This is a genomic window from Chitinophaga sp. 9-1-y (genome assembly GCF_059511905.2).
In genome coordinates this window covers 6,661,514-6,686,441 of sequence record NZ_CM197955.1, presented here as the reverse complement: position 1 = coordinate 6,686,441, position 24,928 = coordinate 6,661,514, and the positions used below count along the sequence as shown (strand labels likewise).

The window sequence follows — 24,928 nt, the reverse complement described above, 5'->3', positions numbered from 1 at the left end:
TTTGCAAATATCAACTTAGTGGTTACATTTGCATCCCTAATTAAACAATATTTCCTAACTCGCAAAAAATAACTCGACTTATTTATGCCAGTAAAAATCAGACTGCAGAGACATGGCGCGAAAAAAAGGCCTTTCTATTTTATCGTAGTAGCCGACGCGCGCGCACCAAGAGATGGTAAATTCATCCAGAAAATTGGTACTTACAATCCTTTAACAGTTCCAGCTTCTATCAACATCGATACCGAAAAGGCATTGCGTTGGTTACAGAAAGGTGCACAACCTACTGATACTGTTAGAAGAATCTTGTCATTTAAAGGTGTATTGTATTTGAAACACCTGTTAAGAGGTGTTACTTTGAACCTGTTCGACGAGCCTACTGCTTACCAAAAGTTCGCACAATGGCAAGCTGAACACGAACAAAAAGTTTCTGCCCGCCGTGACGGTCACAAAAAAGCTCGTATGGCTGCTCCAATCGTAAGAAAGGTAGAAGACACTCCAGCTCCAGCGACTGAAGCACCAGCAGAAGGAGAAGGTACAGAAGCATAAAACGGCAACGTTTTAACAATACCTGAAAAAGGAAATATTTGCAACCGCAAATATTTCCTTTTTTAATTTTTGTGGAATCGATTGGCTATTAGTAATGAAGGCGTTAACAGCGCCACCAGGAGCTAATGGCTAACTCCCGAAGGACTAACAGCAACTAATGGCGAACAACTATTTCAGTATCGGTAAACTCGCATCAGCGCATGGTTTGCAGGGCGACCTGGTGTTAAGGCACAGCCTGGGCAAGAAATCCACGTTGAAAGGAGTAACCGTTATTTTCCTGGAAGAGCGGAAAAACAGTTTTATTCCTTATTTCGTTCAGCAGGTAACTGTAAAGGACAGTGAAAGCGTGTATATCAAGCTGGAAGGCATTGATACCAAGGAAGCCGCGCATAAACTGATGCCGGCACAGGTATTTTTGCAGGAAGCCGACTTTAAGGAGCAAACGGCTTCCTCTGCCCCCCTGGCATTGCTGGGATTTGCCGTGGAAGATCAGCAGTATGGTCCTTTAGGTACTATTGATGAGGTGATTGAAATGCCCATGCAGGTGCTTGTAAAAGTATTTATCAAGGGCAAAGAAGCACTTTTACCAGTGAATGAACAGTCGCTGGTGAAAATAGACAAGAAGAAACAGACCGTATTCCTGAATTTACCGGATGGTTTGATCGAGTTATACACTGAATAAGCTATTGGCTTTTAGCAGTTAGCTTTTAGTGACTCGCTAAAAGCTAACTGCTAAAAGCCAATAGCTAAAAGCTAGTACGATGCGAATTGATATAATTACCGTATTGCCGGAACTGCTGGAAAGCCCGCTGTCTCATTCTATCATGAAAAGAGCGCAGGCCAAAGGCTTACTGGAAATACATGTACATCCGCTCAGGCAGTATTCCAGCCTGAAACACGGCCAGGTAGACGACTACCAGTTTGGTGGTGGCGCCGGGATGGTGATGATGCTGGAGCCCATTGTAAATGCAATTGAGTCGCTACAGGCGAAGGTGCAATACGATGAGGTCATCTACCTGACGCCGGATGGAGAAACACTGAATCAGAAAATGGCCAATCAGCTGTCGCTGAAAGGAAATTTGCTGATGCTGTGTGGCCACTATAAAGGAATAGACCAGCGTATCCGGGATCATTTCATCACCAAAGAGATCTCTATCGGCGACTATGTGCTGAGTGGGGGAGAGCTGGGTGCTGCAGTACTCGTGGATGCTATTGGCCGCCTGTTACCAGGGGTGCTCAACAATGAAACCAGTGCTTTAACCGATTCTTTCCAGGATAATTTGCTGGCGCCACCCGTTTATACCCGTCCGGAAGAATTCCGTGGCTGGAAAGTGCCGGAGATCCTTTTGAGCGGAGATCACAAAAAAATCGATGAATGGAGACACCAGGAATCGATAGAAAGAACAAAACAACGCAGGCCCGACCTGTTATAACTTAATGATACATAGGTCATATAGATTGGTTTACCATTTGAGGATGATAATTTCTTGATTTTTAATTTGGTAAATGCTATTTCTTGACTTACTTTTGCACTCCCATAAATATTTGAAAGATGAACGCAATTTCGTTTGTTCACGAACAACTGACAGCTAACAAACAGTACCCGAAGTTTAAAGCAGGCGACAACGTCACTGTCAACTATAAAATCGTGGAAGGTAATAAAGAAAGGATTCAGTCCTTTAAAGGTGATGTGTTGAAAATCCAGGGTACAGGATCAACAATGTCTTTCACTGTTAGAAAAATTTCTGATGGCATTGGTGTGGAAAGACTGTTTCCGCTTTACTCTCCTCATATCGATGGTATCGTGTTGAACAAGGTGGGTAAGGTAAGAAGAGCTAAGCTTTACTACCTGCGCGAGCGTGCTGGTAAGAAAGCCCGTATCAAAGAAAAAAGGGTTTAGTATAAATACAGGGAAATTTGTTAAAAGCGGGACCTTACCGGTGCCGCTTTTTTCGTGTTCTTAAAATGCTATTAAAACTCAGGCCGGATCAGATAAAGAGGGTGAAAAACCCGATTTTATGATCTATCTTTGTTGCCTGAACAATATAAACATTTGAGAAGATGACTGCTGTTTTTGTTAAATCATCATTTTTGATTCTTCAGGATATCGGGGGCTCTGAGCTGCTGTTGATTTTAGTGGTGGTATTGCTCCTTTTCGGAGGCAAGAAAATCCCTGAGTTAATGCGTGGCCTGGGTAAAGGTATCCGTGAATTCAATGACGCCAAAAACAATGTGCGCCAGGAAATTGAAGAAGGCATGAGAGAAAAACCTGTTGCTCCTGCTGCACCGGCTACTACAGACGCTCCACACACGAGCTCTACAGTTATTCCGGAAAATCCGAACCATAACGCACAGTAATCGCCAACATACACCAAGCGTAATTCCTGATTAGTTTATTTTTTAACTGGTTTAGCCTTGTCTGAATACAGCAGTATAATTACTTTCCATAAAGCATTATACGCCGGCAGCACAAGCTGTACGGAAAGGGTACGTTATTACCTGGACCGTATAGCCCAGCTAAAACATTTGAATGCCTACCTGGAAGTGTATGAGGAGGAGGCCCTGGAAAAGGCACGCGAGCTGGATACCCGCCTTAAAAACGGGGAAAAGCTGGGTGCTCTGGCAGGAGTGGTGATAGGTATTAAGGATGTAATCTGCTATAAAGGCCATAATGTAAGTGCCGCTTCCCATATCCTGGAAGGGTTCACGTCGTTATTTTCTGCCACTGCCATAGAAAGACTATTGGCAGAGGACGCTATTATCATTGGTAATCTTAATTGCGATGAATTCGCGATGGGGTCTACCAATGAAAATTCTGCTTTTGGCCCTACCTTGAATGCCCTGGATAATACCCGTGTACCGGGTGGTTCCTCTGGAGGTTCCGCAGTAGCTGTGCAGGCAGATTTATGCCAGGTAAGCCTGGGTAGTGATACCGGAGGTTCTGTTCGCCAACCGGCGGATTTTTGCGGTATAGTAGGCCTGAAGCCTACCTATGGCCGCATTTCCCGTTACGGCCTTATTGCATATGCGTCTTCATTTGACCAGATCGGTATTTTTGGCAAGGATATTGCCGATGTGGCAGCAATTCTACAGGTGATCGCAGGACCAGATGAGTTCGATAGTACAGCATCTCAAAAGGAAGTGCCTGATTATAAGGAACATCTGGAAGACAATAAATCTTTCAAATTCGCGTATTTAAGAGATGCCCAGTACCACGATGGTCTGGACACGGAAATGAAAGAAGGCTATATTGATTTCTTTGAAAGTTTACAGTCGCTTGGTCATACCGTATCAGGAAAAAGTTTTGAATACCTTGACCATGTAGTTCCAGCCTATTATGTGCTCACTACAGCAGAAGCGTCTTCCAATTTGTCCCGTTACGATGGGGTAAAATATGGACACAGAACCGACCAGAAAAACCTGGATCTGACAGAATTTTACAAAAAAAGTAGATCAGAAGGGTTTGGTAAAGAGGTAAAACGTCGTATATTACTGGGGACTTTTGTGCTGAGTGCGGGCTATTACGACGCATATTATACTAAGGCACAACAGGTTAGGCGTCTGGTAACAGACAAGCTCAATGAAATTTTAGAAGAGTACGACGCCATTTTAATGCCAACTGTGCCATCCACAGCTTTTAAATTAGGGGAAAAAACAGATGACCCCATAGCCATGTACCTGGCGGATATTTATACGGTACTGGCAAATCTGGCAGGGGTTCCGGCTATATCAGTTCCCTTGTACCGGCATTCAAACGGAATGCCATATGGTGTGCAGATCATCACAAAGAAGTTTAGCGAAGCAAACTTGTTACACATAGCCAATCAAATTATGGCTAAGGAACAGGTTACTGTTGTTTAAAATAAATTGTATGAGAAAAATCTTTTTACTACTGCTGTTGCCAGCAACAAGTTTAGTGAGTGTGAGTGCGATGGGAGGCAATAGCAATCCTAAAGAGACGGTGTATCCGATTGGGGCGCCTGATACTTCTGTGCTGAAAGTGAATCACAGGGTACATTTGCCCAAAGATACCGCTATACAGGCATCTCCCACCTCCGTGGCCGTAAAAAAAGCCGCTCAAAGTCTGCCTAATTCTATTCGTAGCCCGAAAGTCTATGAGCAGATCAACAATAACCTGGTGGCCGGTTACGTAAGTAACTATGCTACCCGGTATAGTCAGCATTTACAAATCATGATTGATAAAGGCCAGCCTTATTTCAACATGATTGAGAAAGTGTTCCGTGATAATGGTATCCCCGAGGAAATGAAATACCTCGCGGTAATTGAATCCAGCTTTAACACCAATGCCCGTTCCAGGGTAGGTGCAGTAGGCGCCTGGCAATTTATGGCCGGTACAGCCCGCATCTTTGGTTTAAGCGTGGGTAAAAAAGTAGATGAAAGAAAAGATTTCTATAAATCTACTTTGGCCGCCGCGCAGTTCCTGAATCAACTGTATGCACAGTTCGACGACTGGTTACTGGTGGTAGCAGCTTATAATTGTGGTGCAGGTGGCGTACAACGCGCTATCAACGCCAGCGGACGTAAAGACTTCTGGGGCATGCAATATTTCCTGCCTGCAGAATCCCGTAACCACGTATACAAATTCATCGCTACCGGTTATATCCTCGATCGATTCAATAACTTCTTCGGTGTAAGCGATGATGTAAATCCTACTATTACGGTAAATATGCCGGCTGCAGATAATATTGCACCCATCGCAAGAGGTCCGTTAACAGAAGAAGAAATTTACAATACAGTTGAAATCAATGTAACCGGCAAATATCGCCTGGAAGCAATTGCGAAGAAACTGGATATGCAGGTGGCTGAATTAGACCGCTTCAATCCTGGCTTCTCCAAAGCAATGGCCAGCGCGGAAAATAACTATGACCTGCGCATCCCGAAAGACAAGATGAAGCAGTTCATGGCGGAAAAAGATGAAATGCTGAAAGAATCCGTTCAGCTTACCCTGGACGATAAGGCAGTAGGTGTGGATAAATCTAAATTCCCACCACCTGTGAAAATGGGCGAAAAACCTGCTCCTGTAGCAAAGAAAGCCACTTCTTCCAGGAAACATCATACAGCAGCCAGAAAACACCATGGTGCAAAAAAGCATACGGCCGCTAAGAAGAAACATACTAAGAAGAAATAATCACCGCTAAGGTGTAAGGATAAAAAAAGAGCGCGTATCAGTATGATATGCGCTCTTTTTTTATGTTATTCACATCGTAACAGGAGAAGATGCTTATGCCGTCATTAAACCTTTGCGCTTTTCACTGAAAGCTACCAGGTCCAGTAGTGGTCCGGTCATAAAGGTAGTAGCCAGGGCCATCAGCACCAGCATCGCAAATATTTCAGGAGAAAGGATGCCGAGATCAAAACCGATGTTGAGCACCACCAGCTCCATCAACCCACGGGTATTCATCAGGGCACCAATAGATACAGATTGCCGCCAGGTTTGGCCCATGAGCCTTGCAGTGACGGTGCTACCGCCAAACTTGCCTGCTACCGCCACCAGCATGATCATTCCGAATACGGCCCACAAATCACCCTGGTTCAACAACCCAATATGAGTTCTCAACCCGGTAAAAACGAAGAAGATAGGTAATAAGATCATGACACTTACATCTTCCAGCTTATCTGTCAATACTTTTTTGATAGGGGTGGCAGGCATGATAACGCCGGATAAAAAAGCGCCAAATAATGCGTGTATACCAATTACTTCCGCAAACCAGGCAGATATCAGCAGTACAAAAAGAATCAGGGAAACCGCGGCCTTGTCTTTGCCTTTCGCCAGTTGCTTTTCAGTTACTTTGCCCAACCAGGGACGTACTACCAGCAACATTACCGCCACAAATACAATGGCCAACGCAATCGTTACTACTGCACTCAGCAAGCCGCCTGCGTTTACAATTGCCACTACTACGGCCAGTATACACCAGGCGGTGATATCATCGGCAGCAGCACAGGTAATTGCCATAATACCCAGTGGGGTATGGGTTAATTTTCTTTCCTGGACAATACGCGCCAATACCGGAAATGCGGTAATACTCATTGCGATGCCCATAAACAGCGCAAAAGATAAAAAGCTAACATTAGCAGGAGCGAAGCGGGTAAAAAGGAAATAGGCCAGCCAAACGCCCAGGAAAAAGGGCACTATAATGCTGGCATGACTAATCATCACCGCATCATGGGCTTTATGCCTGATTTTATGGAGGTCCAGTTCCATGCCCACAATGAACATAAAGAAGGCTAATCCTATCTGGCTGAGGAACTGTAAGTTTTTTAATGACTCCACCGGAAACAGGAATGCAGAAAAGCCTGGCATGGCCCAGCCCAGTAAAGAAGGGCCTAACAATACGCCGGCAATAATTTCACCTACTACCGCTGGTTGCTTCAACTTATTGGCAAGGATACCGAACAACCTGGCAGTGAGCATAATAACGATGATTTGCAGCAACAGCAGCCCCAGTGGATGTTTGAGGTTGTCGAGGTAACGCAGCCAGCTATGTACTTCCGGCGCCGCTGCTATTGGTGCTTTGGGCGTAACGGGGAGTGCGTGCACAGGAAGCGATTGCCCTTTTTGAAGGATCACCCAGATCAACGCAGCGAAAACCCCGATGATGACAGGATACCAGAGAAAGCGTTTGTTCATGACAAGAATGTGTTAATGGTTCTATGCAAGAAACAAAAAAAGTCGCTGAAAGCATAAAGCCGAAAGCAAAAAGCTATTATAGCGAATGATCATAGCGGGTGATTATCCTCACTGGTCATTCGCTATAATAGCTTTTTGCTTTCGGCTTTATGCTTTCAGCGACTAAGAGATTGCCGCAATACCTGGCAGTTCTTTTCCTTCGAAGAACTCCAGCAGTGCGCCACCACCGGTAGATACGTAACTTACTTTGTCGGCAATACCGAATTGGTTTACGGCCGCTACAGAGTCGCCACCACCTACGAGGGAGAAAGCGCCACCGGCAGTAGCTGTAACAATCGCATCCGCTACGCCTTTCGTGCCTGCCTGGAATTTAGCCATTTCAAATACGCCCATAGGGCCATTCCATAAAATAGTTTTGGAAGCGGCAATGGTTTCGCCAAACAGTGCCACTGACTTAGGACCTATGTCCAGGCCCATCCATCCAGCAGGAATGTTATCATTAGAAACTTCCTGGGTGTTAGCATCTGCTGCAAATTTATCTGCTGCAATAGAATCTACTGGCAGGATCAGTTTTACCCCTTTTTCCTTTGCTTTTGCTACCAGGTCATTGGCCAGATCCAGCTTATCATTTTCGCAGAGGGAGCTACCAATTTCTTTGCCCTGTGCTTTCAGGAAGGTATAAGCCATACCACCACCAATAATGAGGTTGTTAGCACGATCCATCAGGGTTTCGATGATCAGGATTTTATCACTCACTTTGGCACCACCGAGGATAGCGGTGAAAGGAGCGGCTGCATCGTTCAGTACTTTGGTAGCACTGTTTACTTCTGCTTCCATCAATAAACCAAACATGCGGTTTTCTGGTGCAAAGTATTGTGCAATTACAGCGGTGGAAGCGTGTGCACGGTGAGCGGTACCAAATGCGTCATTTACATAAACATTGCCGAGTTTAGCCAGTTGTTCAGCAAAGGAAGCATCTCCTTTTTCTTCTGCTTTGTGGAAACGCAGGTTTTCCAGCAGCAGTACTTCGCCCATTTGCAGGTCGGCAGCCGCTTTTTCAGCTACTGGACCTACACAGTCTTCCGCAAATTTCACGGTAACACCATCCAGTAAAGAAATGAGGTGGTATACCAGGTGTCTTAAAGAGTATTTATCGGTAGGGCCATCTTTCGGACGACCGAGGTGCGACATGAGGATAACGGCGCCGCCATCTTTCAGGATTTTCTTGATGGTAGGTACGGCAGCACGCATGCGGGTGTCGTCGGTGATGTCGAAATTATCGTTCAGGGGAACGTTGAAATCAACGCGAACAAGGGCTTTGCGGCCATTGAAGTTATAGTCGGAGAATTTACTCATAATGTATCGATTTAAGATAACGAGAAAGGTATATCATTAAAAAACCGCGGTGCCAACAGCGCAAAGCGAGTATACAACCAAAAAAAATCTGGCCAATTGCTGCTATGGTGTAGTCCCGCGGAGATTTAAAGACTCCCCCGCAACAGCGGGAGAGTACTTCATATAATTATTTGCTGATCAGACCGGCGAAGTACTTCACAGTACGCACCAGTTGTGATACATAGCTCATTTCGTTATCGTACCAGGATACGGTTTTAACCATTTGGTGCTCACCAACAGTGATTACTTTGGTTTGAGTAGCATCAAACAGGGAACCGAAGTGGATACCAATTACATCAGAGCTAACAATTTCATCTTCAGTATAACCGAAAGACTCATTAGATGCGGCTTTCATCGCAGCGTTGATTTCTTCAGCAGTTACTTTTTTATTGAGGATGGTAGTCAGTTCAGTTAAGGAACCGGTGATGGTTGGTACGCGTTGTGCGCTACCGTCCAGTTTACCTTTCAGTTCAGGCAGTACCAGTCCGATGGCTTTAGCAGCACCGGTGCTGTTAGGAACGATGTTAGCTGCAGCAGCACGTGCACGGCGCAGGTCACCTTTTGGATGTGGAGCATCCAGGGTGTTCTGGTCGTTAGTGTAAGCGTGTACAGTAGTCATCAAACCAGACGCAATGCCGTATTTGTCTTGCAGCACTTTCGCCATAGGAGCCAGGCAGTTGGTGGTGCAGGAAGCGCAGGAGATAACGGTTTCGCTACCATCCAGCAGTTCGTGGTTAACGTTGAAAACGATCGTTTTCAGATCACCTGTAGCAGGAGCGGAGATAACAACACGTTTAGCACCAGCAGTAATGTGAGCAGCAGCTTTATCCCTGTCAGCAAAGAAACCGGTACATTCGATTACTACATCGATGTCGTGCTCTTTCCATGGAATTTGAGACGGATCTCTCTGTGCATATATTTTCACATCTTCACCGTTCACATTAATTGCGTTTTCAGAATGCTTAACGTCTGCATCGAATCTACCCTGAGCTGAATCATATTTCAGCAAATGCGCCAGCACATTAGGGCTGGTGAGGTCATTGATAGCTACCACATCAATGCCGGGCATTTTGTAAATCTGGCGGTATACCAAGCGGCCGATACGACCGAAACCATTAATACCAATTTTGAGAGTAGTTCCCATTTTACATCGTGATTTGAGTATGAAAAAATCGAGAGCGAATTTACAACCAATACCCTTATTAATCAATAGAAATTTAGGTTATCAAAAATTTTTTTTGGAAATATAAAATAACGTCCTACATTTGCAATCCCAAAACGATACATGCCGCGTTGGTCAAGGGGTTAAGACGCCTCCCTTTCACGGAGGAGTCACGGGTTCGATTCCCGTACGTGGTACAACTAAAAGGTCGCTGATTACAGCGGCCTTTTTTTATTCCCATCAATCCCCCATCTTTATAAGTACAATTACTCCGGTATATGAAAAATATTCCCGTCACTATTGAGCAATTTACCAGTTCCGCCCAACCGGGATTTGTAGCATGTACATTTATTGACGCCTGGAACAAAACACATGTGTTTGAAGACAAGCTGCCCATCTTCACTACACAAGACCTTGATGAAAACAGCGCTTATCCACAAACAGGCGTTATTGCATGCGAAATACTCAGGGAATGGAGGGATGCAGATGGCCGGGATATTATTACGATTACTACTGAGCAGCCCTATGGCGTAGCGTCAACAGAAGAAGCATATGAATTTGACTTACTCAAAGAGCAGCTCATGAATGAAAGCTTTTGAAAATGGATCATTCAGATATAAAAAGAACTTCCAGACTAACCGCTATTCTTACGCAGCTGCAAACAAAGCGGCTGGTAACAGCTACGCAATTGTCTGAGAAATTCAAGGTAAGTATCAGAACCATTTATCGTGATATCAGGGCGCTGGAGCAGGCTGGAGTGCCTGTTTTGACGGAAGAGGGTAAAGGATATATGCTGATGGAAGGCTATAGGATACCTCCTGTGATGTTTACTGAAACAGAAGCCAATGCATTGATCACTGCAGAACAGCTGATGCTTAAAAGTAGTGATAACTCACTCCGCCAGGAATATGCGGCGGCGATCGATAAAATCAGGGCTGTTTTACGATATTCCACCAAAGAAAAAGCTGACTTCTTATCCCGGAGAATAGCCGTTAGCCCGGCCATTCCTGAAACTTCTGTCAGTAATTCACTGGCCCTCATTCAAAGCGCCCTGACGGCTTTTAATGTTTTAGAAATTACTTATCATTCGGCAGCGCAAAACGAAAGCACCACACGGCAGGTAGAACCGTTTGCCTTTTATTACAGTTTACAGGAAAGCTGGCTGCTCATCGCTTTCTGCAGATTGAGAAAAGATTTCAGGATGTTTCGCCTCGACAGAATTTCGAAAATTAAGCTGCTCGATTCCATTTTTGAACCCCATAAAATGACACTTTCGGAATACCTGGGTGAGAAGCAAAAAAATTTTACTACCCCTGACACACCCTTGTCATAGCCTCCGCTGACCTTTGCTTAAACAAATTTTAATTTCCTAAAGCAAAAGGTATGAATCTCGTTTCCATTCGAATTATTACTGCTGATGTGAAGCAGTTGGTGAACTTTTATGAGCAGATAACTGGTATATCGGCCATGCAGTATACCCCTGATTTTGCAGAACTGCAAAGTGAATCGGCGACTTTAGCCATTGGTAGTACAAAAACATTGCAATTTTTTGGCGGTGATGATGTAGCAAAAGCAGCACAAAATCACACGGCGATCATTGAATTTTTGGTGAAAGACGTGGAGGCTGTTTATCAACGAATCGCTGACTTTATTGGAACCTATGTTGTTCAAAAGCCCACCTTGATGCCATGGGGTAATAAATCGCTGCTATTTCGTGATCCCGATGGGAACCTGGTGAATTTCTTTACGCCGGTGGATGCAGCTGCAGTTAAGAAGTTTGAAGGGAAAATCAGGTGATTCCCGATGGCTGCATCTGCGCAGAATTTCTTATATTAGGATATCCCCTATCATTCTTTTAACACCATTTGAAGCAGATGACAACGAATCCTGATACCTTCCCGAATAAGTCAAAACCACCCTATTTATTGGGCTTGTTGTGTTTAATCCCATTGGTTGGCGCATTTGTAGGTTTGGGACTTTTGTTATACGGCCTTTTAAAGTATAAGGACAAATGGCTTTCAATAATAGGAGCAGCAGGTATTGCCTGGACAATCATTGTTTATTCAGCTTTATTTTATGCAACAACACATGCGTCTGTATTCAGGAACGGATTTGCAGATATATCACAAATGGAGCTAAATAGTTTAGTGAAAGATATTGAGTTTTATAAAATAATACATGGTCATTATCCTGATAATTTACAGCAGGTGGAGGACGATGATAAATTAGCACCCATTCATGATGCGGCACAAGGAATGAACGCGAAAGGAGTGATCTACTATAACTATAAAAGAAATGGCGACAAGTACCAGCTCTTTTCGTCGGGACGAGATGGTATACCCAATACCAAAGACGATTTATTTCCACAAATTACTATTGCAGATAGCAGCAAAATTGGTTTAGTAAGACATTTTTAGTTGGTGTTATATAAATCTATTCTTCCATCACCCAAAAAAAGAGGAATGAAAAAAGTAGCCATTATTATCAACAAAAACTGGGAAGCCGTACCGGTACTCAATGCATTTTTTCACACAGAACTAAGGGCCGCCGCGTATAATAAGTCGGCAAGGGATGCCCCGGCTTCCCGGGTTGTGGATATACAGGTAACTGATGTCCCTCCTGATAGAAATTATAGAGCAAAACACCCCAGAGCTGTTATAAAGTATTCCAGCCGGGATACAAATACTAAGCAGCTCAATGAAACCTTAAGGGTCAGTATCTGGTGTATCCAGGATATAATGTTTTTAGGCGTCCCTTCAGGAACAGCATTGGACACAAAGACGCAAAGTACTTCCAGTTCAAATGAAAAGTATCATGTGTTAGCGGACGTCATTCGCGAAGAAAATCCGGATTTGGTAATAGCTGTTGGAACCGCCGGCTATCCAGGGGATATAACGTTAAACGGTTCCGTTGTTATCGGCGCCAATTTTTTTATACATAGGGCGCACCCCAAGGCACCTACAAAGGATGATCTGCCAAATGAAAAAAATATTGGCAGCATGTTATATTCAAATGTAAATAAGGAGGTGTTAGGTTTGATAAACAAGGATTTTCGGAATATGGTAGAGCCTAAATTTATTAAAACCCCACGTAATCCGGCTGAACATGCGGTTTGTATCGCCTCGAAAGTATTTACCGCTGTTAGTTCTGTTGGGGTTATTGATTATGCGGAGTATAACTGGGTAGATCGTGAAGCATTGGAAGAATTTCATCAAAAACGAGCGCCCTATCCCGTCATGTCAGTGGAAACTACTCATGGTGTCATAAAGCTAAGTACTGATAAACCAATTATTTTTGTTTCAGCAATTAGCGATCAGCTGGGACATTTTGATACAGAAGTAACGGATACCCAAAATTATGTTGCTTCTTTTAATGCAGGTATTGTATTGGGACAACTCATGTTATCCTTAAATGATTTTGTTATTGGCGGAAATGATTTTATGCCAGAATAAGTGAGCCATTTCCAGTCACTTTGATTCGTCAAAGCGACTGGAAATACGCTGTGATACATTATTCACACCACCTTGTCTAACTCAAAAATCCGCCCCAGTTGCTTATTATTCACCGATGCCGGTGTTGATTTCATGAGCATATTACGCATTGCAACAGCTATAGGATTCCGCCAATGCGCCATTTTACCCACCTTCCAGCTTGTGTTTACAATGAACCGGGCCTTCTCCATGCGAATCTCCGGATATCGCCGGAATGCTTCCTGTATGGAGTAATTCTTTTTCAGCAGTGTGCCTAGTACATAGGCATCTTCAATAGCCTGGCAGGCGCCTTGCCCTAAATTAGGGGTAGTAGCATGTGCCGCATCGCCCACAAGACATACACCTTCCTGGTGCCACTGTGAAATAGGTGTAAGGTCAAACAGCCCGGCGGCAATCCATTTATCCCTGGGAGTGGCTTGTACAAGCTGCTTTGCCAGCGGATGGAAGTCATTTAAAAAAGAGAGCGGATCAGTGCCGGGATGCATCAGGTGGGTGTTTGCCAATAAGTACCAGTACACTTGTTTGGCGCTGAGCTTTACAAACCCAAATCGTGTGCCTTTGCCCCATAGTTCATTCAGCTCATGGTGATATTGTTGCGGTAAATCAAAATCTACAACTCCCCGCCAGCAGTATTGTCCGCTATCACGCATGGGGCTTTCGCCAAACAGTTGATTACGCACGGCAGACCGGATACCATCTGCACCTATCACATATTTAGTTGTTACCAATGAACCATCTTCAAATTCCAGGATAAACTGTTCCTGCCGGCGTATAATACTTTTTAGTTTTTTGCCTAAGGAAATGTTGGCAGCGCCAATTGCTTCGGCCAGGTAATGATGCAGATCCGCGCGGTGAATTGCAATATTGTGTAAATGAAATCGCTGTTCAAAAGGCTGAAGGGAAGACGATGAAAGTACCTGCAAATCTGGTTTGGTGATATTTAAAACGGAGATCCTGTTTCCCAGTTGGGCAATGCCCTCCTGTAGGCCCAGGTGCCGGTATACCTGCATGGCGTTGTTGGCAAGGATAATGCCGGCGCCCACTGCTTTTAATTCCGGGGCGGACTCGTAAATTTTAAAAGAGATATTCGCTGCTTTAAGCGCCAGGGCTGTTGTCAGTCCGCCAATGCCGGCGCCAATGATGGCTATTTCCATGGTCTGTTCAACTTTGATGATAGGACAAAGTTGACACTTCCCGACCCTGAAAAACGTTCACTAAAGTTAATTAATGATCCTTTTCCTAATCCGGCTGAGTGATGGCGGTGTAATGCCCAGGTAACTGGAAATATATTTCTGAGGAATTTTGCGCATGACCTCCGGAGATTTACGCAGCAGGTTTTGATAACGTTGCTCCGGATTAAAAAACAACAGATCGGTTATCCGGCGCTTCGCTTCGAGGAAAACAATATCAGCCATCTGTTTGCCGAATTTCAGCCAGAAAACATCGCTTTGCATCAATCGATCCAGCTCCTCTTTTTCAAAGACCAGCACTTCACAATCCAGCAGTGCTTCTATAATGAATTCGGCTTTGTGGCCGGTAATAAAGCTTTCATAGTCGCCAAAAAAATCACCATTCACCTGCAATAAGAAGCTGATATCCTCGCCACGGTCGTTGATGCAGTAAGTCCTGATGGCGCCATTGATGATATAGCCCAGCCAATTGCAGGCAGTGCGTCCGTCGAATATGGTCGTATTCTTTTTAAAGTTTTTTGTTGCTGTAATCGACAAAAATTCCTGTAAGTGAACTTTGTCTAATGATAGCTTTAAGGCAAGATCCTGTTCATCAAGCATCTTTTTTGACTTAAAGATAGCCGATTTAAATGTATACGCATGAACAGGATATGAAGCGCGGAGGCCAGCATTGGCCCCCTATCTCCCGAAAATATCACCAGTAGGAAAGCAGTTATGAAAATAGGGTTACTTTTATAGTATGAAATTCTTTGGACCCATTTTGGAAGAGGCTGTACAGGCTAACAGCCAATATAAAAAGCTGCCGGCAGATACAGTGCTGGTGCAATCCAATAGTTACATCCGTGCTATTCCACTGGTGCTTTCCGGTAGTATGCGCGTAATGCGGGAAGATGAAGACGGCAGGGAAATATTACTGTACTATATTAAGCCCGGTGAAAGCTGTATTATGTCGTTCCTGGCGGGTATTCATGATGATACCAGCAAAGTAAGATTGATCGTGGAAGAAGATGCGGAAGTACTGATGCTGCCCATAGAAAAGGCCAGCGAATGGATAAAAGAATACCCGGAATGGACGGATTTCATCTTTAAATTATACCACAAACGCTTTGAAGAATTACTGGATGTGGTGAATGCGGTGGCCTTTCAAAAATTAGATGACCGCATCGCAGAATTATTGAAGAAGAAGGCGAATATTTATCAATCTAAAGAATTTAATATCACCCATCAGCAATTGGCAGAAGAACTGGGTACCACGCGGGAAGTAGTGTCGCGATTGCTGAAGCAAATGGAAAAGCAGCAACTGATCAGCCTTTCAAGGAATAAGATTATTTTAAATTACCCTCTGTAACATAAGTCACCAAACTCCTCCCAGGTAGCTTTTACTTTTGTGCTATAAAACAGCAACGTGGAAGTAATTGGCTACATCGCATCGGTATTTATTGGTTTGTCGTTAGGACTGGTAGGAGGAGGGGGCTCTATTTTAACGGTTCCCATCCTGGTATATTTCTTTCGCATTGATCCTTTAATTGCTACTGCTTATTCTCTTTTTATTGTGGGGCTCACCAGTGCGGTAGGGGCGGGTAGTCATTTCCGGAAAGGAAATGTTGATGTCAAAATAGCACTGGTTTTTGGCATTCCTTCCCTGATCTCGGTATTTGCGATGCGTAAATGGGTAATGCCGGCCATACCGGAACATTTGCTGCAGGCAGGCGGGTTTACACTGACCAAACCTGTTTTACTGATGCTGGTGTTTGCTGTACTGATGGTGTTAGCTGCGGTAGCGATGATCCGTAAAGGTAAAAGCGTTACAGTGGGTAGTGCACCGGTCAGCTATTCCCGGCTGATGCTGCAAAGCGTGGCAGTAGGTATGATCACAGGCTTCGTAGGAGTAGGTGGTGGTTTTCTCATTATCCCTTCGCTTGTTTTATTTGGCGGATTGCCGATGAAAAAAGCAGTAGGTACCTCGCTGCTCGTGATGACTATCAGTTCCCTGTTGGGGATGCTCGGAGATATCAGCAGGCAGGTATCTTTCAACTACCTGTTTTTAATATACTTTTCCCTGTTTGCGATAGCCGGTATTATCGGGGGAAGTTATTTAACCAAATACACGAATGATGCAAAGCTGAAGCCGGTTTTCGGATGGTTTGTACTCGTGATGGGTGTTTTTATTTTAATCAGCACTTTATATAATCAATAGTAATGGATGTAATTACACAACCCTGGCCCTGGTATGTTGCAGGGCCACTCATTGGACTAACGGTACCAGCCTTGTTACTGCTGGGAAATAAGACATTCGGAATATCGTCGGTGCTCCGGCATACCTGCGCCGCTTGTATACCCGGCAATATTAAATTTTTCAGATACGATTGGAAGAAGGAAACCTGGAACTTGTTTTTTGCGCTGGGTATTATACTCGGTGGCTTCATCGCTACTTATGGCTTGTCAGTTCCGGGGCCGGTTGATATGAATCCGCAAACGATTCGCTTATTGCAACAATACGGTGTGAAAGATTTCAGTGGTGTGTTACCGGAAGATATATTCAGCTTCGGGCAACTCTTTACACTGCGGGGATTTATACTGATGATAGTGGGAGGTTTCCTTGTAGGATTCGGCACCCGTTATGCGGGCGGATGTACTTCTGGTCATGCTATCATGGGAATTTCTTCTTTACAGTGGCCTTCGCTGGTAGCCACGTGCTGCTTCATGACAGGCGGATTTATTACCAGCTGGTTTCTTTTACCTCTTTTATTACAACTATGAACAATATAAAATTTTTAGCAGCGGGATTGCTGTTTGGTATTATCCTCGTTAAATCCCAGGTAGTGTCCTGGTTCCGCATCCAGGAGATGTTTCATTTGCAGTCGTTTCATATGTATGGGGTGATCGGGAGTGCTATTATAGTGGGTATGATATCTATACAAGTGATCAAGCGCTTCCGGATAAAAACCATCAACAACGAAGCAATTACCATTCCGGATAAAAAATTCCATTGGGGAAATGTATATGGTGGATTGCTCTTTGGCGTGGGTTGGGCGATTACTGGTGCTTGTCCGGGCCCGCTGCTGGCGCAGATGGGAAGCGGTTTTTTTGTTATCGGGATTACGTTATTGAGCGCAATTGCTGGTACCTGGGTATATGGATGGATACGCGAAAAATTACCTCATTAAATGTATGATATATGGAAATTAAACAGTTTGAAGATATTGCATTAGCACAGTTTGGTTATGCGATCAGCAGTGAGCATAAAATGATATTGATAGATCCTGCGAGGGATATTGCACCTTATTTGGCGTATGCAGCGGCAGCACAGGCAACGATTGTAGGGGTGATAGAAACACATCCGCATGCGGATTTCGTGAGCGGACACCTGGCATTGCATCAGCTAACCGGGGCTACCATTTATTGTTCCCGGTTGGTAGGGGCTACTTATCCGCATCAGCCGTTTGATGACGGGGATGAAATGGTGTTGGGTAATATCAAACTCAAAGCATTGAATACACCGGGACATTCGCCGGATAGTATCAGCATTGTATTGGAAGAAGATGGCCGCAACAAAGCAGTATTCACCGGAGATACGTTGTTTGTGGGAGATTGCGGCCGGCCGGATCTGCGCGAAAACGTCGGCAATATTACGGCAAAGCGGGAGGAACTGGCAAAGCAAATGTATGATTCGCTGCATAACAAGCTGTTATTATTAGAAGACGATGTGTTGGTGTATCCGGCGCATGGAGCAGGAACCTTATGTGGTAAATCTCTTGGGAAAGAAAAATATAGTACGATAGGCAATGAAAAAGTGAATAACTGGTCGTTACAGGACATGAGTGTACCCGTGTTTGTTAGTGCATTAACTGCGGGACAACCATTTATTCCTGCTTACTTTCCCTATAATGTGGAACTCAATAAGCGGGGCGCTGGCAACGTAACCACTGTTCCGCGTGGCCCTCAGGGTGTGTTGGAAAAAAACATTATTGTGATAGATACCAGGCCGGAAGCGGCTTTTAAGCAACATCATTTACCTGGATCTTTCAATTTGCAGCACGGCGGTAAATTTGAAACCTGGCTGGGGAGCATTGTTGCGCCCGGGGAATCCTTCTATTTGGTAGCGGAGAATAAGGCGCTATTGGAAGAACTGATTTTCCGTTGTAGTAAAATCGGCTATGATGCTTTTATTGTAAGAGCTTTTGTTTTTGAAGACGGGCAGGGAAGTATGGCGCCCATAGCCGAAGATTTTGCCACCCATCTACCTGGTTATACGATAGTGGATGTCAGGAATAGTAGCGAGGTGAAAGAACATCGCTTTTTTGATCAGGCATTGCTTATTCCATTGCCTGAATTAAGACAGCGAGTATCCACCATTCCGCTGGATAAGCCAATAGTGGTGCATTGCGCAGGTGGTTACCGGAGCGCCGCCGCGAGTAGTATTATTCAGGCGTTTGCAGGAGATCAGGTAAAAGTGTTTGATCTGGGAGAAAGTATTCAACAATTTCAATAGCCGGAAAAAGGCCTTCTCTGGTAGAAAGAGAAGGCCTTTCTTTAATTATTCGCCGCCTACACGCAGCATTTTAAACTCACCTTTTACCTTCACACTGGCCTTTGATGTACAGTGGTTGACGTCGTATAATGTTGCGCTGAAAGTTCCTTCTACATAGTCGCCCGGCTTTCCGACCCTGGTTACCTTCACTTCCCCTTCTGTATAGATAAAGCCACCTTGCTGGCAGTTTTCTACGTATGTATTACCGTATTCTTTACCAGTAGCTGTATTCATAAAAGTAATGGTGGCTTTGCCCGCCTGGTTGCTGGCTCCCATCTTAAACACCCCTTCAGTTTTTCCATTAAATACCACGGATATATTGTATTTATCATCCTCATATTGAGAGGCCACACCGGTTCTGTTTACCGAGGGTGAATAAAGGGCGTTACCTCCGCAGGAATAACTGGCGCCATCAACGGTCCAGCTGATAACACTTTTGTCCTGATAAGAGCCGGGTGTAACACGTGGTTTCTCTGGTTTGTCTGCTGCGGATTTTCCACATGCGCTTATAAAAACGGTTAATAGTAATAACCAACCACAATGGATAAACGAAATTTTTTTCATGATACATTCATTTTGAACACGAAATAAATGCATCGTTAAGAGATAAAAATGAATGGTCGATAGTCGTCGGGCTTTATCGCTGTTTAACCGGTGACGTGGACAAATACCGTTTGTCGATACTCCATTTCAGGAGCGAAATCCGCTGCTTAATATCATGCCAGTTTTTTGCGAAGGAAGTGTTTAATTGATGAAAATTATTAAATAATATTTTATAATAATACATATAATATTTTATGTAAAATAATTGCTACGCACCCTGCATTCCTGTGCATTTTCTGTTCATCTTTTGGTTGTATTCATTTTGTTCATTACCCCCTGCAATCTGCCGTGGTGCTGATTATTCGGCTACATTAGTTGAACCGAACCGAATTTCCCAATTAGTGACCAAGTATCCTTATGCGATTCCCTGTGAATGCCTTGAATGCAATTATCATCGGAATATTACCTGTACGTAACAGGGATACATGGCATGTTACTTTATTCACTATACTTTTCTCTGTTTTTTTCTCGTCTACTGTTATGGCGCAAAGTAGTTGCCCGGTTCCTCAAATCAGGAAGTATGCATCCGGACAAAGAACAGAGGTAGTATTGGGAAGTACTTCTAACGATGCCAGTGCAGCAGATGGCAATCCGGCTACACAATCTACCTTAAATACACTGGCATTACTGGGACTCACTTATGCGAAACAATACCTCAATTTTGACGCGACTATTGCTGCCGGTACACCCGTGAGTGTCAAAATTGCTTACCCCACTAACCTGGTTGGCCTGGGATCCGCCGTAACGGTACAACCCTTTATTTATGATAGCCATCACGTAGAAAAACCAGCAGGTGTAGCCTATACATCAGGCGCACTTTTATCAGTGGCCAGTGGTTCCGGTGATATGGAAATAATGCTCACGCCTAAAGATGCCGCTGGTAATCCGGTAGCCTATGACGGCGTATGGGTAACGCTTACAGGGCTGTTATCTGCAGGGTTATCCATGGGTATTTATGATGCCTGGGTGATGCAGAATGCGCCCCCCAATACGGGCTGTTATCTGCCAATAGACGTACTGGCCGGCATTCGCGCCGGACAACTCGCCTTACTGAATGCCACTGGTAGTGTGGATAATAAATGGTTGGCCATTGACAATGACCCCACGCTTGCTACTTATGCACAACTCAATACGGGTGTAAAAGTATTGAGTGAGGTGTTCGAAACAGTGGTATTCAATACACCTGCCAAGCCGGGCGATTCCATTTACATCGTGCTGCAGGATGCGGGCGCTGCATTGTTGGACCTGAACCTGCTCACCGGGTTTGCGATACAACCAATGCTTGGCAATACGCCGGTTGGTAGCCCTATTACCAATACCGGCACTTTCCTTAACCTGCGCCTCTTAGGCGGCCCCGGACAAAAATATATACTGTCTGCCGCGATTCCTGCAGCCTTTGATCGGATCGATATCAAACTGGGAGGACTGGTAAGCGCACTCAGTGCATTGAGGATTTATGACGTAAGAATCGTAGCGCCCGCACCTACTTTATCGCTACAGTTAAACGGTATTCCCAATCCTGGTCCTATTTGCATCAATGATGTAGGCAAAATAAAATTTACAGTAACGAATCCAGATGCCTGCGCAGTGTACAACTGGTATAAATCAGATGGTACCCTGCTGCTGGGAAATAGTTTGACGTTTACGCCCACCATTACCACTGCCGGCACCTATACTTATTATGTAGAAGCCATCAGAAACGGTTGCGCCGGAAATGTGAGTAATCGTGTGCCCGTTACCGTTACTGTGGTACCTCGTCCCGGATCACCTTTATTAACAATACAATAAAACCCTTGACATATGAAAATTGCTACATTCGGAATGCGCCGCTTTTTACAAATCTCTATTACCTGCTTACTCATGGTATTATTGGCGATGAGCACCATACAAGTAAATGCACAAACCATCAAATTACCGGGAGATTTATCTGTTGGGGACGATCCTAAAAAAGGTACTTCTACCAGCACTGGCAGTACATTGTTCTGTGCTACTCCATCCAATTTTACACTGAAGTCTACTACCACTGATAACACCGTTACGCCTGCAGTGGCTTATACCAGTTGGACCTGGTCAGAACTGGACGGTTCGGGAGTTTCAGGTCCTTTGCTTACAGGAGCAACGCCAAACAGTGAAAAACTGGTAGTTACTGCTGCCACTCCCGGATGGCATACCTACCAGGTAGTTGCTTCCACCGGTACTGCCGGCTGTCCGGCCGATCCCGTGCTTTTTACGGTATTCGTATTGCCTGACCTGACGGTTGCTTCTACCATCGATGCATCTACTCCTTCGCTGACTTATTGCGCGGCTAGTGGTGCACCAACAGGCGCCAATGCTATTACCCTGAAAAGCCAGGTGTCATTCAATGGTACACTCAGAACAATTACAGGCCTCAGAGTATTGACCATAGCAGATTTTGAACTGACTTACGCCTGGACGAAAACAGATCTGGCCACAAGTACTACAACAAGTGTAGGTACTAACGCTGCCACCTATACGCTGGACGATGTGGCCACCAGTACCGGTGGGGCAGAGAAAAAATATAAATACAGTGTACAGGTAGCCTATAAGGTGAAAAGCTGTGGTACTTATGCTGCTACTTCTCAGTACAATGGCTCAGATGCTACTATCACTGTTACGCCTAAACCAGGAGCACCAACTATTACCATCGAGTAATAAGCACATATGCGGGGAAAAGTATCTGTCATTATCCTGGTCCTGAGCTGGTGGGCCGCTGTAGCGATGGCACAAGCGCCACCAGTCAGGTATATCATGCCCGGTCAGCAGGTGAAACTAACGGCTAACCCGGTGAATGCTCCCCGGTACCAATGGTACCGGGACGGCATTGCCATTACGGGTGCGTTTTTGCCGGAGTATACCACAGCTACGCCAGGCAGATATACCGTGGAGGTATATAACGGAGAAGGATGCGTTTCCGACCTGTCCAGGCCGGTCATCATTGCAGAAATCACCAGCAGGGGACCAGATGCAGATATGCAGATCAACAAAACCGCCGACATTGGCGCGTTTAAAATAAACAGCACCTTCAATTATTATCTCACCGTTGTTAACAACGGGCCTGCTGACGCTACAGGGATTATTGTTACGGACAAACTACCCCGGCAGGTAGGGTTGGACTTGTTATCTGTTCCCACTCTGGGCGTGGCCACCTATCAACAGCAGGATCATACGGTGTTGTGGAAAATGAATGGCTTAAAAGTAGGTCAAACGGCTTCACTGGCCATCCGCGTGAAGGTATTGGAATCCGGGCAAATTACGAATACCGCTACAGTGGCCGCTGTAGAGCAGGATAATGTAGTTCCCAATAACAGCAGCACACATCAGCTGTTGATATTGCCCCTGCATATTCCTAACGCCATTACACCCAATGGCGACGGGGTGAATGATGTTTTCGTCATTGGCGGATTGGAACAGTATCCCGAAAATGAGTTAACGATTCTGAATCGTTGGGGTAATCACGTATATGAGCAAAAAGGCTATACACAAAATTGGAGTGGTAAAGGGTTAAATGAAGGGACCTATTTCTACCTGCTACGTGTTAAAGATGGGAATGGCCGCTGGCAGGAGTTTAAAGGTTATATCACGTTGTTAAAACCATAACAACCATGCACATTAAAAAATATGTTGTTTTCCTGGTGACGCTATTAGCGAGTTGGCAAAATGTCTATGCACAGCAGGATGCACAATTCAGTCAATATATTTTTAACGGAATTTACATTAATCCGGCCTATGCTGGTTACCGGCAGGAGCTGAATGCACATGCCTTTTACCGCGATCAGTGGGTGGGGATACCAGGGGCGCCGCAAACGATGTCGCTGGCAGTAGATGGGAGTGTGAACAATGACCGGGTAGGACTGGCCCTGCAGGTGTCGCATGATAAAATTGGTGCACAAAGCCAGCTGGCAGCCTATGGAAACTACGCATACCGCATTCCGTTAGGAGGGGAAACCGGGCGGCTGGCGTTAGGTATTGGCGCCGGCATTGTACAACAGGGGATTAATACCAACGCGCTTGACTTCACCAATCCCAATGAACCAGGTATTAACGGTGCCGCACAAAACATGGTGCTCTTCGATACCAGGGCAGGGGTATACTATTCTACCGCTAACTGGTTTGTAGGTTTTTCGGCAGATAATATTACGGCGCAGTACCAGGCGAAAAATAAACCATTAGGTCATTTTATCCCGGTGCCTAAACCCCACTATTACTTAACCGGCGGCGCTTTATTGACACTGAATGACGACGTTTCTATAAAACCTATCTTTTTGCTGAAAGATGACCGGGCCGGCCCTACCAGTTTTGACCTGAATATGTTTGTATTGCTGAAAGACATAGTATGGCTAGGTGGAGGCTACCGCACGGCCGTGGATCTGTATAACAAACCTGCGCTGCAACCCGGGTTAACCAAATCCAGTGCTGTGGTAGCGATGGCTGAGGTATTTGTATTACCGGAACTAAGAATAGGCTATGCTTTTGATTATGCATTGAATAAATACCGCACCTATAACAATGGCACCCATGAAATATCGGTTGGATACTATTTTAAGAAAATGGATAACGCACGGCGTAATTCGTTAAGGCAGGTCCGTTGTTCATATTTCTGATTACAATTTTTTAGTAGTAGGTTTGTTGGGATTACAGAGAGAAACCTATTGTTTAAAAGTTGTAGCCCATGAAAATTATTTCAGCCATTCTTTATTTTCTCAGCCATCATCCGGGATGGTCGTTCCCTGTTTTGGTCCTTTTATTTCTGCTATTATGGACCTGGAGAAAGAAGTGGATATATGGTATCCTGGCATTTGTGGTGCCTATTTTCAATATCTTCCTGGCGCATATGTTTAATGCATGGTTCCTGAATGCATACGGTGTTAAAGGCACCGCCATCATTACCAAAGAAGAGCAAACCAATTCTACACTCAACGACCAGTACATTTATGACTATGATGTACTGGTGAAAACGGCAAATGGAAAAGATGTGCTGACTGGATTTTCTACGATGTCTGCCGCCATTTATCCCGTTCAGAATACCATTCTTATTCCCAATGTGAATGATCCTTTCCTGGTAAAATACATTCCCGGGTATGAAAAGAATATTGTGATTTTAAGTGACGAATCTAACTTCGGTATTGCGAGGAGGATGATGAAAAATCAACTGGAGGTGCAAAAGACGGAGATACAATACACCACCAGTCCGTATAATAAAGCATTTAAAGAAGAATATTTGCAGGCACTGAAGGCTTATATCGCAGATATTGATAACGCTTCAGATCAGGAGGTGATCAATCGTTATAAAGGAATTATCCAACAACTGGAATCAGGACAACCATAAAGTAATAACGG

The 24,928-nt window shown here is 44.6% G+C and carries 28 protein-coding genes and 1 tRNA gene; 23 read left to right on the top strand and 6 right to left on the bottom strand.

The genetic code is table 11. The annotated features are described in order from the left end of the window. Positions 1–84 precede the first annotated feature (84 nt). From rpsP to AC5ZC7_RS26425, 7 genes are all read left to right on the top strand, one after another. Complete coding sequence (gene rpsP, locus AC5ZC7_RS26455) at positions 85–546, top strand: 30S ribosomal protein S16 (RefSeq protein ID WP_145660373.1); 462 nt, start codon at positions 85–87, stop codon at positions 544–546. Between the two features lie 157 nt (positions 547–703). Further along, entirely contained in the window at positions 704–1,228 is a 525-nt protein-coding gene (gene rimM / locus AC5ZC7_RS26450; protein ID WP_496162931.1) for a ribosome maturation factor RimM, read from the top strand. Between the two features lie 79 nt (positions 1,229–1,307). Beyond that, positions 1,308–1,979 (top strand): tRNA (guanosine(37)-N1)-methyltransferase TrmD, encoded by a 672-nt coding sequence (gene trmD, locus AC5ZC7_RS26445; RefSeq protein WP_291928698.1) that lies wholly within the window; start codon positions 1,308–1,310, stop codon positions 1,977–1,979. Between the two features lie 119 nt (positions 1,980–2,098). Beyond that, entirely contained in the window at positions 2,099–2,446 is a 348-nt protein-coding gene (rplS, locus tag AC5ZC7_RS26440) for a 50S ribosomal protein L19 (protein WP_079473603.1), read from the top strand. A 191-nt stretch (positions 2,447–2,637) separates the two neighbouring features. Continuing rightward, on the top strand, positions 2,638–2,904 hold the full coding sequence (locus AC5ZC7_RS26435; RefSeq protein ID WP_496162932.1) for a twin-arginine translocase TatA/TatE family subunit: 267 nt from the start codon (positions 2,638–2,640) through the stop codon (positions 2,902–2,904). Between the two features lie 57 nt (positions 2,905–2,961). Continuing rightward, the gene (gatA, locus tag AC5ZC7_RS26430) at positions 2,962–4,407 is read left to right on the top strand and encodes an Asp-tRNA(Asn)/Glu-tRNA(Gln) amidotransferase subunit GatA (RefSeq protein ID WP_496162933.1); all 1,446 of its coding nucleotides are present in this window, start codon (positions 2,962–2,964) and stop codon (positions 4,405–4,407) included. A 10-nt stretch (positions 4,408–4,417) separates the two neighbouring features. Then, on the top strand, positions 4,418–5,695 hold the full coding sequence (locus tag AC5ZC7_RS26425; protein ID WP_496162934.1) for a transglycosylase SLT domain-containing protein: 1,278 nt from the start codon (positions 4,418–4,420) through the stop codon (positions 5,693–5,695). Positions 5,696–5,788: 93 nt separating this feature from the next. Here AC5ZC7_RS26425 and AC5ZC7_RS26420 read toward each other — a convergent pair whose 3' ends face one another. The 3 genes from AC5ZC7_RS26420 to gap all read right to left on the bottom strand — a co-directional run bounded on the left by AC5ZC7_RS26420 (position 5,789) and on the right by gap (position 9,737). Beyond that, positions 5,789–7,198 carry a cation:proton antiporter domain-containing protein gene (locus AC5ZC7_RS26420; protein WP_496162935.1) on the bottom strand — a complete coding sequence of 470 codons (1,410 nt, stop codon included), beginning with the start codon at positions 7,196–7,198 and terminating at the stop codon, positions 5,789–5,791. A 162-nt stretch (positions 7,199–7,360) separates the two neighbouring features. Beyond that, positions 7,361–8,554: a phosphoglycerate kinase gene (locus AC5ZC7_RS26415; RefSeq protein WP_496162936.1), complete on the bottom strand. Its 1,194-nt coding sequence runs from the start codon at positions 8,552–8,554 to the stop codon at positions 7,361–7,363. A gap of 166 nt (positions 8,555–8,720) precedes the next feature. Continuing rightward, complete coding sequence (gene gap / locus AC5ZC7_RS26410; protein ID WP_496162937.1) at positions 8,721–9,737, bottom strand: type I glyceraldehyde-3-phosphate dehydrogenase; 1,017 nt, start codon at positions 9,735–9,737, stop codon at positions 8,721–8,723. Between the two features lie 143 nt (positions 9,738–9,880). Here gap and AC5ZC7_RS26405 point away from each other — a divergent pair. The 6 genes from AC5ZC7_RS26405 to AC5ZC7_RS26380 all read left to right on the top strand — a co-directional run bounded on the left by AC5ZC7_RS26405 (position 9,881) and on the right by AC5ZC7_RS26380 (position 13,207). Next, positions 9,881–9,952: transfer RNA gene (locus AC5ZC7_RS26405), tRNA-Glu, on the top strand. Positions 9,953–10,033: 81 nt separating this feature from the next. Continuing rightward, on the top strand, positions 10,034–10,354 hold the full coding sequence (locus AC5ZC7_RS26400; protein WP_496162938.1) for a hypothetical protein: 321 nt from the start codon (positions 10,034–10,036) through the stop codon (positions 10,352–10,354). 2 nt (positions 10,355–10,356) lie between these two features. Continuing rightward, positions 10,357–11,088 carry a WYL domain-containing protein gene (locus AC5ZC7_RS26395; protein WP_496162939.1) on the top strand — a complete coding sequence of 244 codons (732 nt, stop codon included), beginning with the start codon at positions 10,357–10,359 and terminating at the stop codon, positions 11,086–11,088. A gap of 50 nt (positions 11,089–11,138) precedes the next feature. After that, positions 11,139–11,552 carry a VOC family protein gene (locus tag AC5ZC7_RS26390; protein ID WP_496162940.1) on the top strand — a complete coding sequence of 138 codons (414 nt, stop codon included), beginning with the start codon at positions 11,139–11,141 and terminating at the stop codon, positions 11,550–11,552. A 77-nt stretch (positions 11,553–11,629) separates the two neighbouring features. Continuing rightward, entirely contained in the window at positions 11,630–12,172 is a 543-nt protein-coding gene (locus tag AC5ZC7_RS26385) for a hypothetical protein (RefSeq protein WP_496162942.1), read from the top strand. A 45-nt stretch (positions 12,173–12,217) separates the two neighbouring features. Further along, positions 12,218–13,207, top strand: coding sequence for a hypothetical protein (locus AC5ZC7_RS26380; RefSeq protein ID WP_496162944.1), 990 nt, complete (start codon positions 12,218–12,220; stop codon positions 13,205–13,207). A gap of 62 nt (positions 13,208–13,269) precedes the next feature. On the opposite strand, the gene AC5ZC7_RS26375 is transcribed toward AC5ZC7_RS26380, so the two are convergent. Together AC5ZC7_RS26375 and AC5ZC7_RS26370 are read right to left on the bottom strand one after the other, a co-directional pair. Beyond that, positions 13,270–14,400: an FAD-dependent monooxygenase gene (locus tag AC5ZC7_RS26375; RefSeq protein WP_496162946.1), complete on the bottom strand. Its 1,131-nt coding sequence runs from the start codon at positions 14,398–14,400 to the stop codon at positions 13,270–13,272. Positions 14,401–14,466: 66 nt separating this feature from the next. After that, a complete protein-coding gene (locus tag AC5ZC7_RS26370) occupies positions 14,467–15,036 on the bottom strand; it encodes a cyclic nucleotide-binding domain-containing protein (RefSeq protein WP_496162947.1) in 570 nt (189 codons plus the stop codon). A gap of 139 nt (positions 15,037–15,175) precedes the next feature. Between AC5ZC7_RS26370 and AC5ZC7_RS26365 the strand changes: the two genes are divergently transcribed. From AC5ZC7_RS26365 to AC5ZC7_RS26345, 5 genes are read left to right on the top strand one after another with little or no spacing between them, the layout of a single operon-like run. Next, entirely contained in the window at positions 15,176–15,784 is a 609-nt protein-coding gene (locus AC5ZC7_RS26365) for a helix-turn-helix domain-containing protein (protein ID WP_496162948.1), read from the top strand. Positions 15,785–15,841: 57 nt separating this feature from the next. Next, positions 15,842–16,633 (top strand): TSUP family transporter, encoded by a 792-nt coding sequence (locus AC5ZC7_RS26360; RefSeq protein WP_496162949.1) that lies wholly within the window; start codon positions 15,842–15,844, stop codon positions 16,631–16,633. Positions 16,634–16,635: 2 nt separating this feature from the next. Continuing rightward, complete coding sequence (locus AC5ZC7_RS26355) at positions 16,636–17,196, top strand: YeeE/YedE thiosulfate transporter family protein (RefSeq protein WP_496162950.1); 561 nt, start codon at positions 16,636–16,638, stop codon at positions 17,194–17,196. Continuing rightward, positions 17,193–17,603 (top strand): DUF6691 family protein, encoded by a 411-nt coding sequence (locus AC5ZC7_RS26350; RefSeq protein WP_496162952.1) that lies wholly within the window; start codon positions 17,193–17,195, stop codon positions 17,601–17,603. Before AC5ZC7_RS26355 ends, AC5ZC7_RS26350 begins: the two co-directional genes overlap by 4 nt. 11 nt (positions 17,604–17,614) lie before the next feature. Then, positions 17,615–18,928: an MBL fold metallo-hydrolase gene (locus AC5ZC7_RS26345; RefSeq protein WP_496162953.1), complete on the top strand. Its 1,314-nt coding sequence runs from the start codon at positions 17,615–17,617 to the stop codon at positions 18,926–18,928. A gap of 45 nt (positions 18,929–18,973) precedes the next feature. Here AC5ZC7_RS26345 and AC5ZC7_RS26340 read toward each other — a convergent pair whose 3' ends face one another. After that, positions 18,974–19,531 carry a hypothetical protein gene (locus tag AC5ZC7_RS26340; protein ID WP_496162954.1) on the bottom strand — a complete coding sequence of 186 codons (558 nt, stop codon included), beginning with the start codon at positions 19,529–19,531 and terminating at the stop codon, positions 18,974–18,976. A gap of 519 nt (positions 19,532–20,050) precedes the next feature. Between AC5ZC7_RS26340 and AC5ZC7_RS26335 the strand changes: the two genes are divergently transcribed. From AC5ZC7_RS26335 to AC5ZC7_RS26315, 5 genes are all read left to right on the top strand, one after another. Beyond that, entirely contained in the window at positions 20,051–21,358 is a 1,308-nt protein-coding gene (locus tag AC5ZC7_RS26335; protein ID WP_511911279.1) for an immunoglobulin domain-containing protein, read from the top strand. 12 nt (positions 21,359–21,370) lie between these two features. Beyond that, positions 21,371–22,243, top strand: coding sequence for a hypothetical protein (locus AC5ZC7_RS26330; RefSeq protein ID WP_496162956.1), 873 nt, complete (start codon positions 21,371–21,373; stop codon positions 22,241–22,243). 9 nt (positions 22,244–22,252) lie between these two features. After that, positions 22,253–23,188: a T9SS type B sorting domain-containing protein gene (locus tag AC5ZC7_RS26325; RefSeq protein WP_496162957.1), complete on the top strand. Its 936-nt coding sequence runs from the start codon at positions 22,253–22,255 to the stop codon at positions 23,186–23,188. A gap of 5 nt (positions 23,189–23,193) precedes the next feature. Next, the gene (locus AC5ZC7_RS26320; RefSeq protein ID WP_496162958.1) at positions 23,194–24,192 is read left to right on the top strand and encodes a PorP/SprF family type IX secretion system membrane protein; all 999 of its coding nucleotides are present in this window, start codon (positions 23,194–23,196) and stop codon (positions 24,190–24,192) included. A gap of 68 nt (positions 24,193–24,260) precedes the next feature. Further along, the gene (locus AC5ZC7_RS26315) at positions 24,261–24,917 is read left to right on the top strand and encodes a hypothetical protein (RefSeq protein ID WP_496162959.1); all 657 of its coding nucleotides are present in this window, start codon (positions 24,261–24,263) and stop codon (positions 24,915–24,917) included. The last annotated feature ends 11 nt before the right edge of the window (positions 24,918–24,928 follow it).

Excerpts from the sequence above, each read along its gene's own strand:
- rpsP (WP_145660373.1), top strand. The coding sequence starts at position 85 with ATGCCAGTAAAAATCAGACTGCAGAGACATGGCGCGAAAAAAAGGCCT.
- rimM (WP_496162931.1), top strand. The coding sequence starts at position 704 with ATGGCGAACAACTATTTCAGTATCGGTAAACTCGCATCAGCGCATGGT.
- trmD (WP_291928698.1), top strand. The coding sequence starts at position 1,308 with ATGCGAATTGATATAATTACCGTATTGCCGGAACTGCTGGAAAGCCCG.
- rplS (WP_079473603.1), top strand. The coding sequence starts at position 2,099 with ATGAACGCAATTTCGTTTGTTCACGAACAACTGACAGCTAACAAACAG.
- AC5ZC7_RS26425 (WP_496162934.1), top strand. The coding sequence starts at position 4,418 with ATGAGAAAAATCTTTTTACTACTGCTGTTGCCAGCAACAAGTTTAGTG.
- AC5ZC7_RS26420 (WP_496162935.1), bottom strand. The coding sequence starts at position 7,198 with ATGAACAAACGCTTTCTCTGGTATCCTGTCATCATCGGGGTTTTCGCT.
- AC5ZC7_RS26415 (WP_496162936.1), bottom strand. The coding sequence starts at position 8,554 with ATGAGTAAATTCTCCGACTATAACTTCAATGGCCGCAAAGCCCTTGTT.
- gap (WP_496162937.1), bottom strand. The coding sequence starts at position 9,737 with ATGGGAACTACTCTCAAAATTGGTATTAATGGTTTCGGTCGTATCGGC.
- AC5ZC7_RS26400 (WP_496162938.1), top strand. The coding sequence starts at position 10,034 with ATGAAAAATATTCCCGTCACTATTGAGCAATTTACCAGTTCCGCCCAA.
- AC5ZC7_RS26395 (WP_496162939.1), top strand. The coding sequence starts at position 10,357 with ATGGATCATTCAGATATAAAAAGAACTTCCAGACTAACCGCTATTCTT.
- AC5ZC7_RS26390 (WP_496162940.1), top strand. The coding sequence starts at position 11,139 with ATGAATCTCGTTTCCATTCGAATTATTACTGCTGATGTGAAGCAGTTG.
- AC5ZC7_RS26385 (WP_496162942.1), top strand. The coding sequence starts at position 11,630 with ATGACAACGAATCCTGATACCTTCCCGAATAAGTCAAAACCACCCTAT.
- AC5ZC7_RS26380 (WP_496162944.1), top strand. The coding sequence starts at position 12,218 with ATGAAAAAAGTAGCCATTATTATCAACAAAAACTGGGAAGCCGTACCG.
- AC5ZC7_RS26375 (WP_496162946.1), bottom strand. The coding sequence starts at position 14,400 with ATGGAAATAGCCATCATTGGCGCCGGCATTGGCGGACTGACAACAGCC.
- AC5ZC7_RS26370 (WP_496162947.1), bottom strand. The coding sequence starts at position 15,036 with ATGCTTGATGAACAGGATCTTGCCTTAAAGCTATCATTAGACAAAGTT.
- AC5ZC7_RS26365 (WP_496162948.1), top strand. The coding sequence starts at position 15,176 with ATGAAATTCTTTGGACCCATTTTGGAAGAGGCTGTACAGGCTAACAGC.
- AC5ZC7_RS26355 (WP_496162950.1), top strand. The coding sequence starts at position 16,636 with ATGGATGTAATTACACAACCCTGGCCCTGGTATGTTGCAGGGCCACTC.
- AC5ZC7_RS26350 (WP_496162952.1), top strand. The coding sequence starts at position 17,193 with ATGAACAATATAAAATTTTTAGCAGCGGGATTGCTGTTTGGTATTATC.
- AC5ZC7_RS26345 (WP_496162953.1), top strand. The coding sequence starts at position 17,615 with ATGGAAATTAAACAGTTTGAAGATATTGCATTAGCACAGTTTGGTTAT.
- AC5ZC7_RS26340 (WP_496162954.1), bottom strand. The coding sequence starts at position 19,531 with ATGAAAAAAATTTCGTTTATCCATTGTGGTTGGTTATTACTATTAACC.
- AC5ZC7_RS26335 (WP_511911279.1), top strand. The coding sequence starts at position 20,051 with ATGGCGCAAAGTAGTTGCCCGGTTCCTCAAATCAGGAAGTATGCATCC.
- AC5ZC7_RS26330 (WP_496162956.1), top strand. The coding sequence starts at position 21,371 with ATGAAAATTGCTACATTCGGAATGCGCCGCTTTTTACAAATCTCTATT.
- AC5ZC7_RS26325 (WP_496162957.1), top strand. The coding sequence starts at position 22,253 with ATGCGGGGAAAAGTATCTGTCATTATCCTGGTCCTGAGCTGGTGGGCC.
- AC5ZC7_RS26320 (WP_496162958.1), top strand. The coding sequence starts at position 23,194 with ATGCACATTAAAAAATATGTTGTTTTCCTGGTGACGCTATTAGCGAGT.
- AC5ZC7_RS26315 (WP_496162959.1), top strand. The coding sequence starts at position 24,261 with ATGAAAATTATTTCAGCCATTCTTTATTTTCTCAGCCATCATCCGGGA.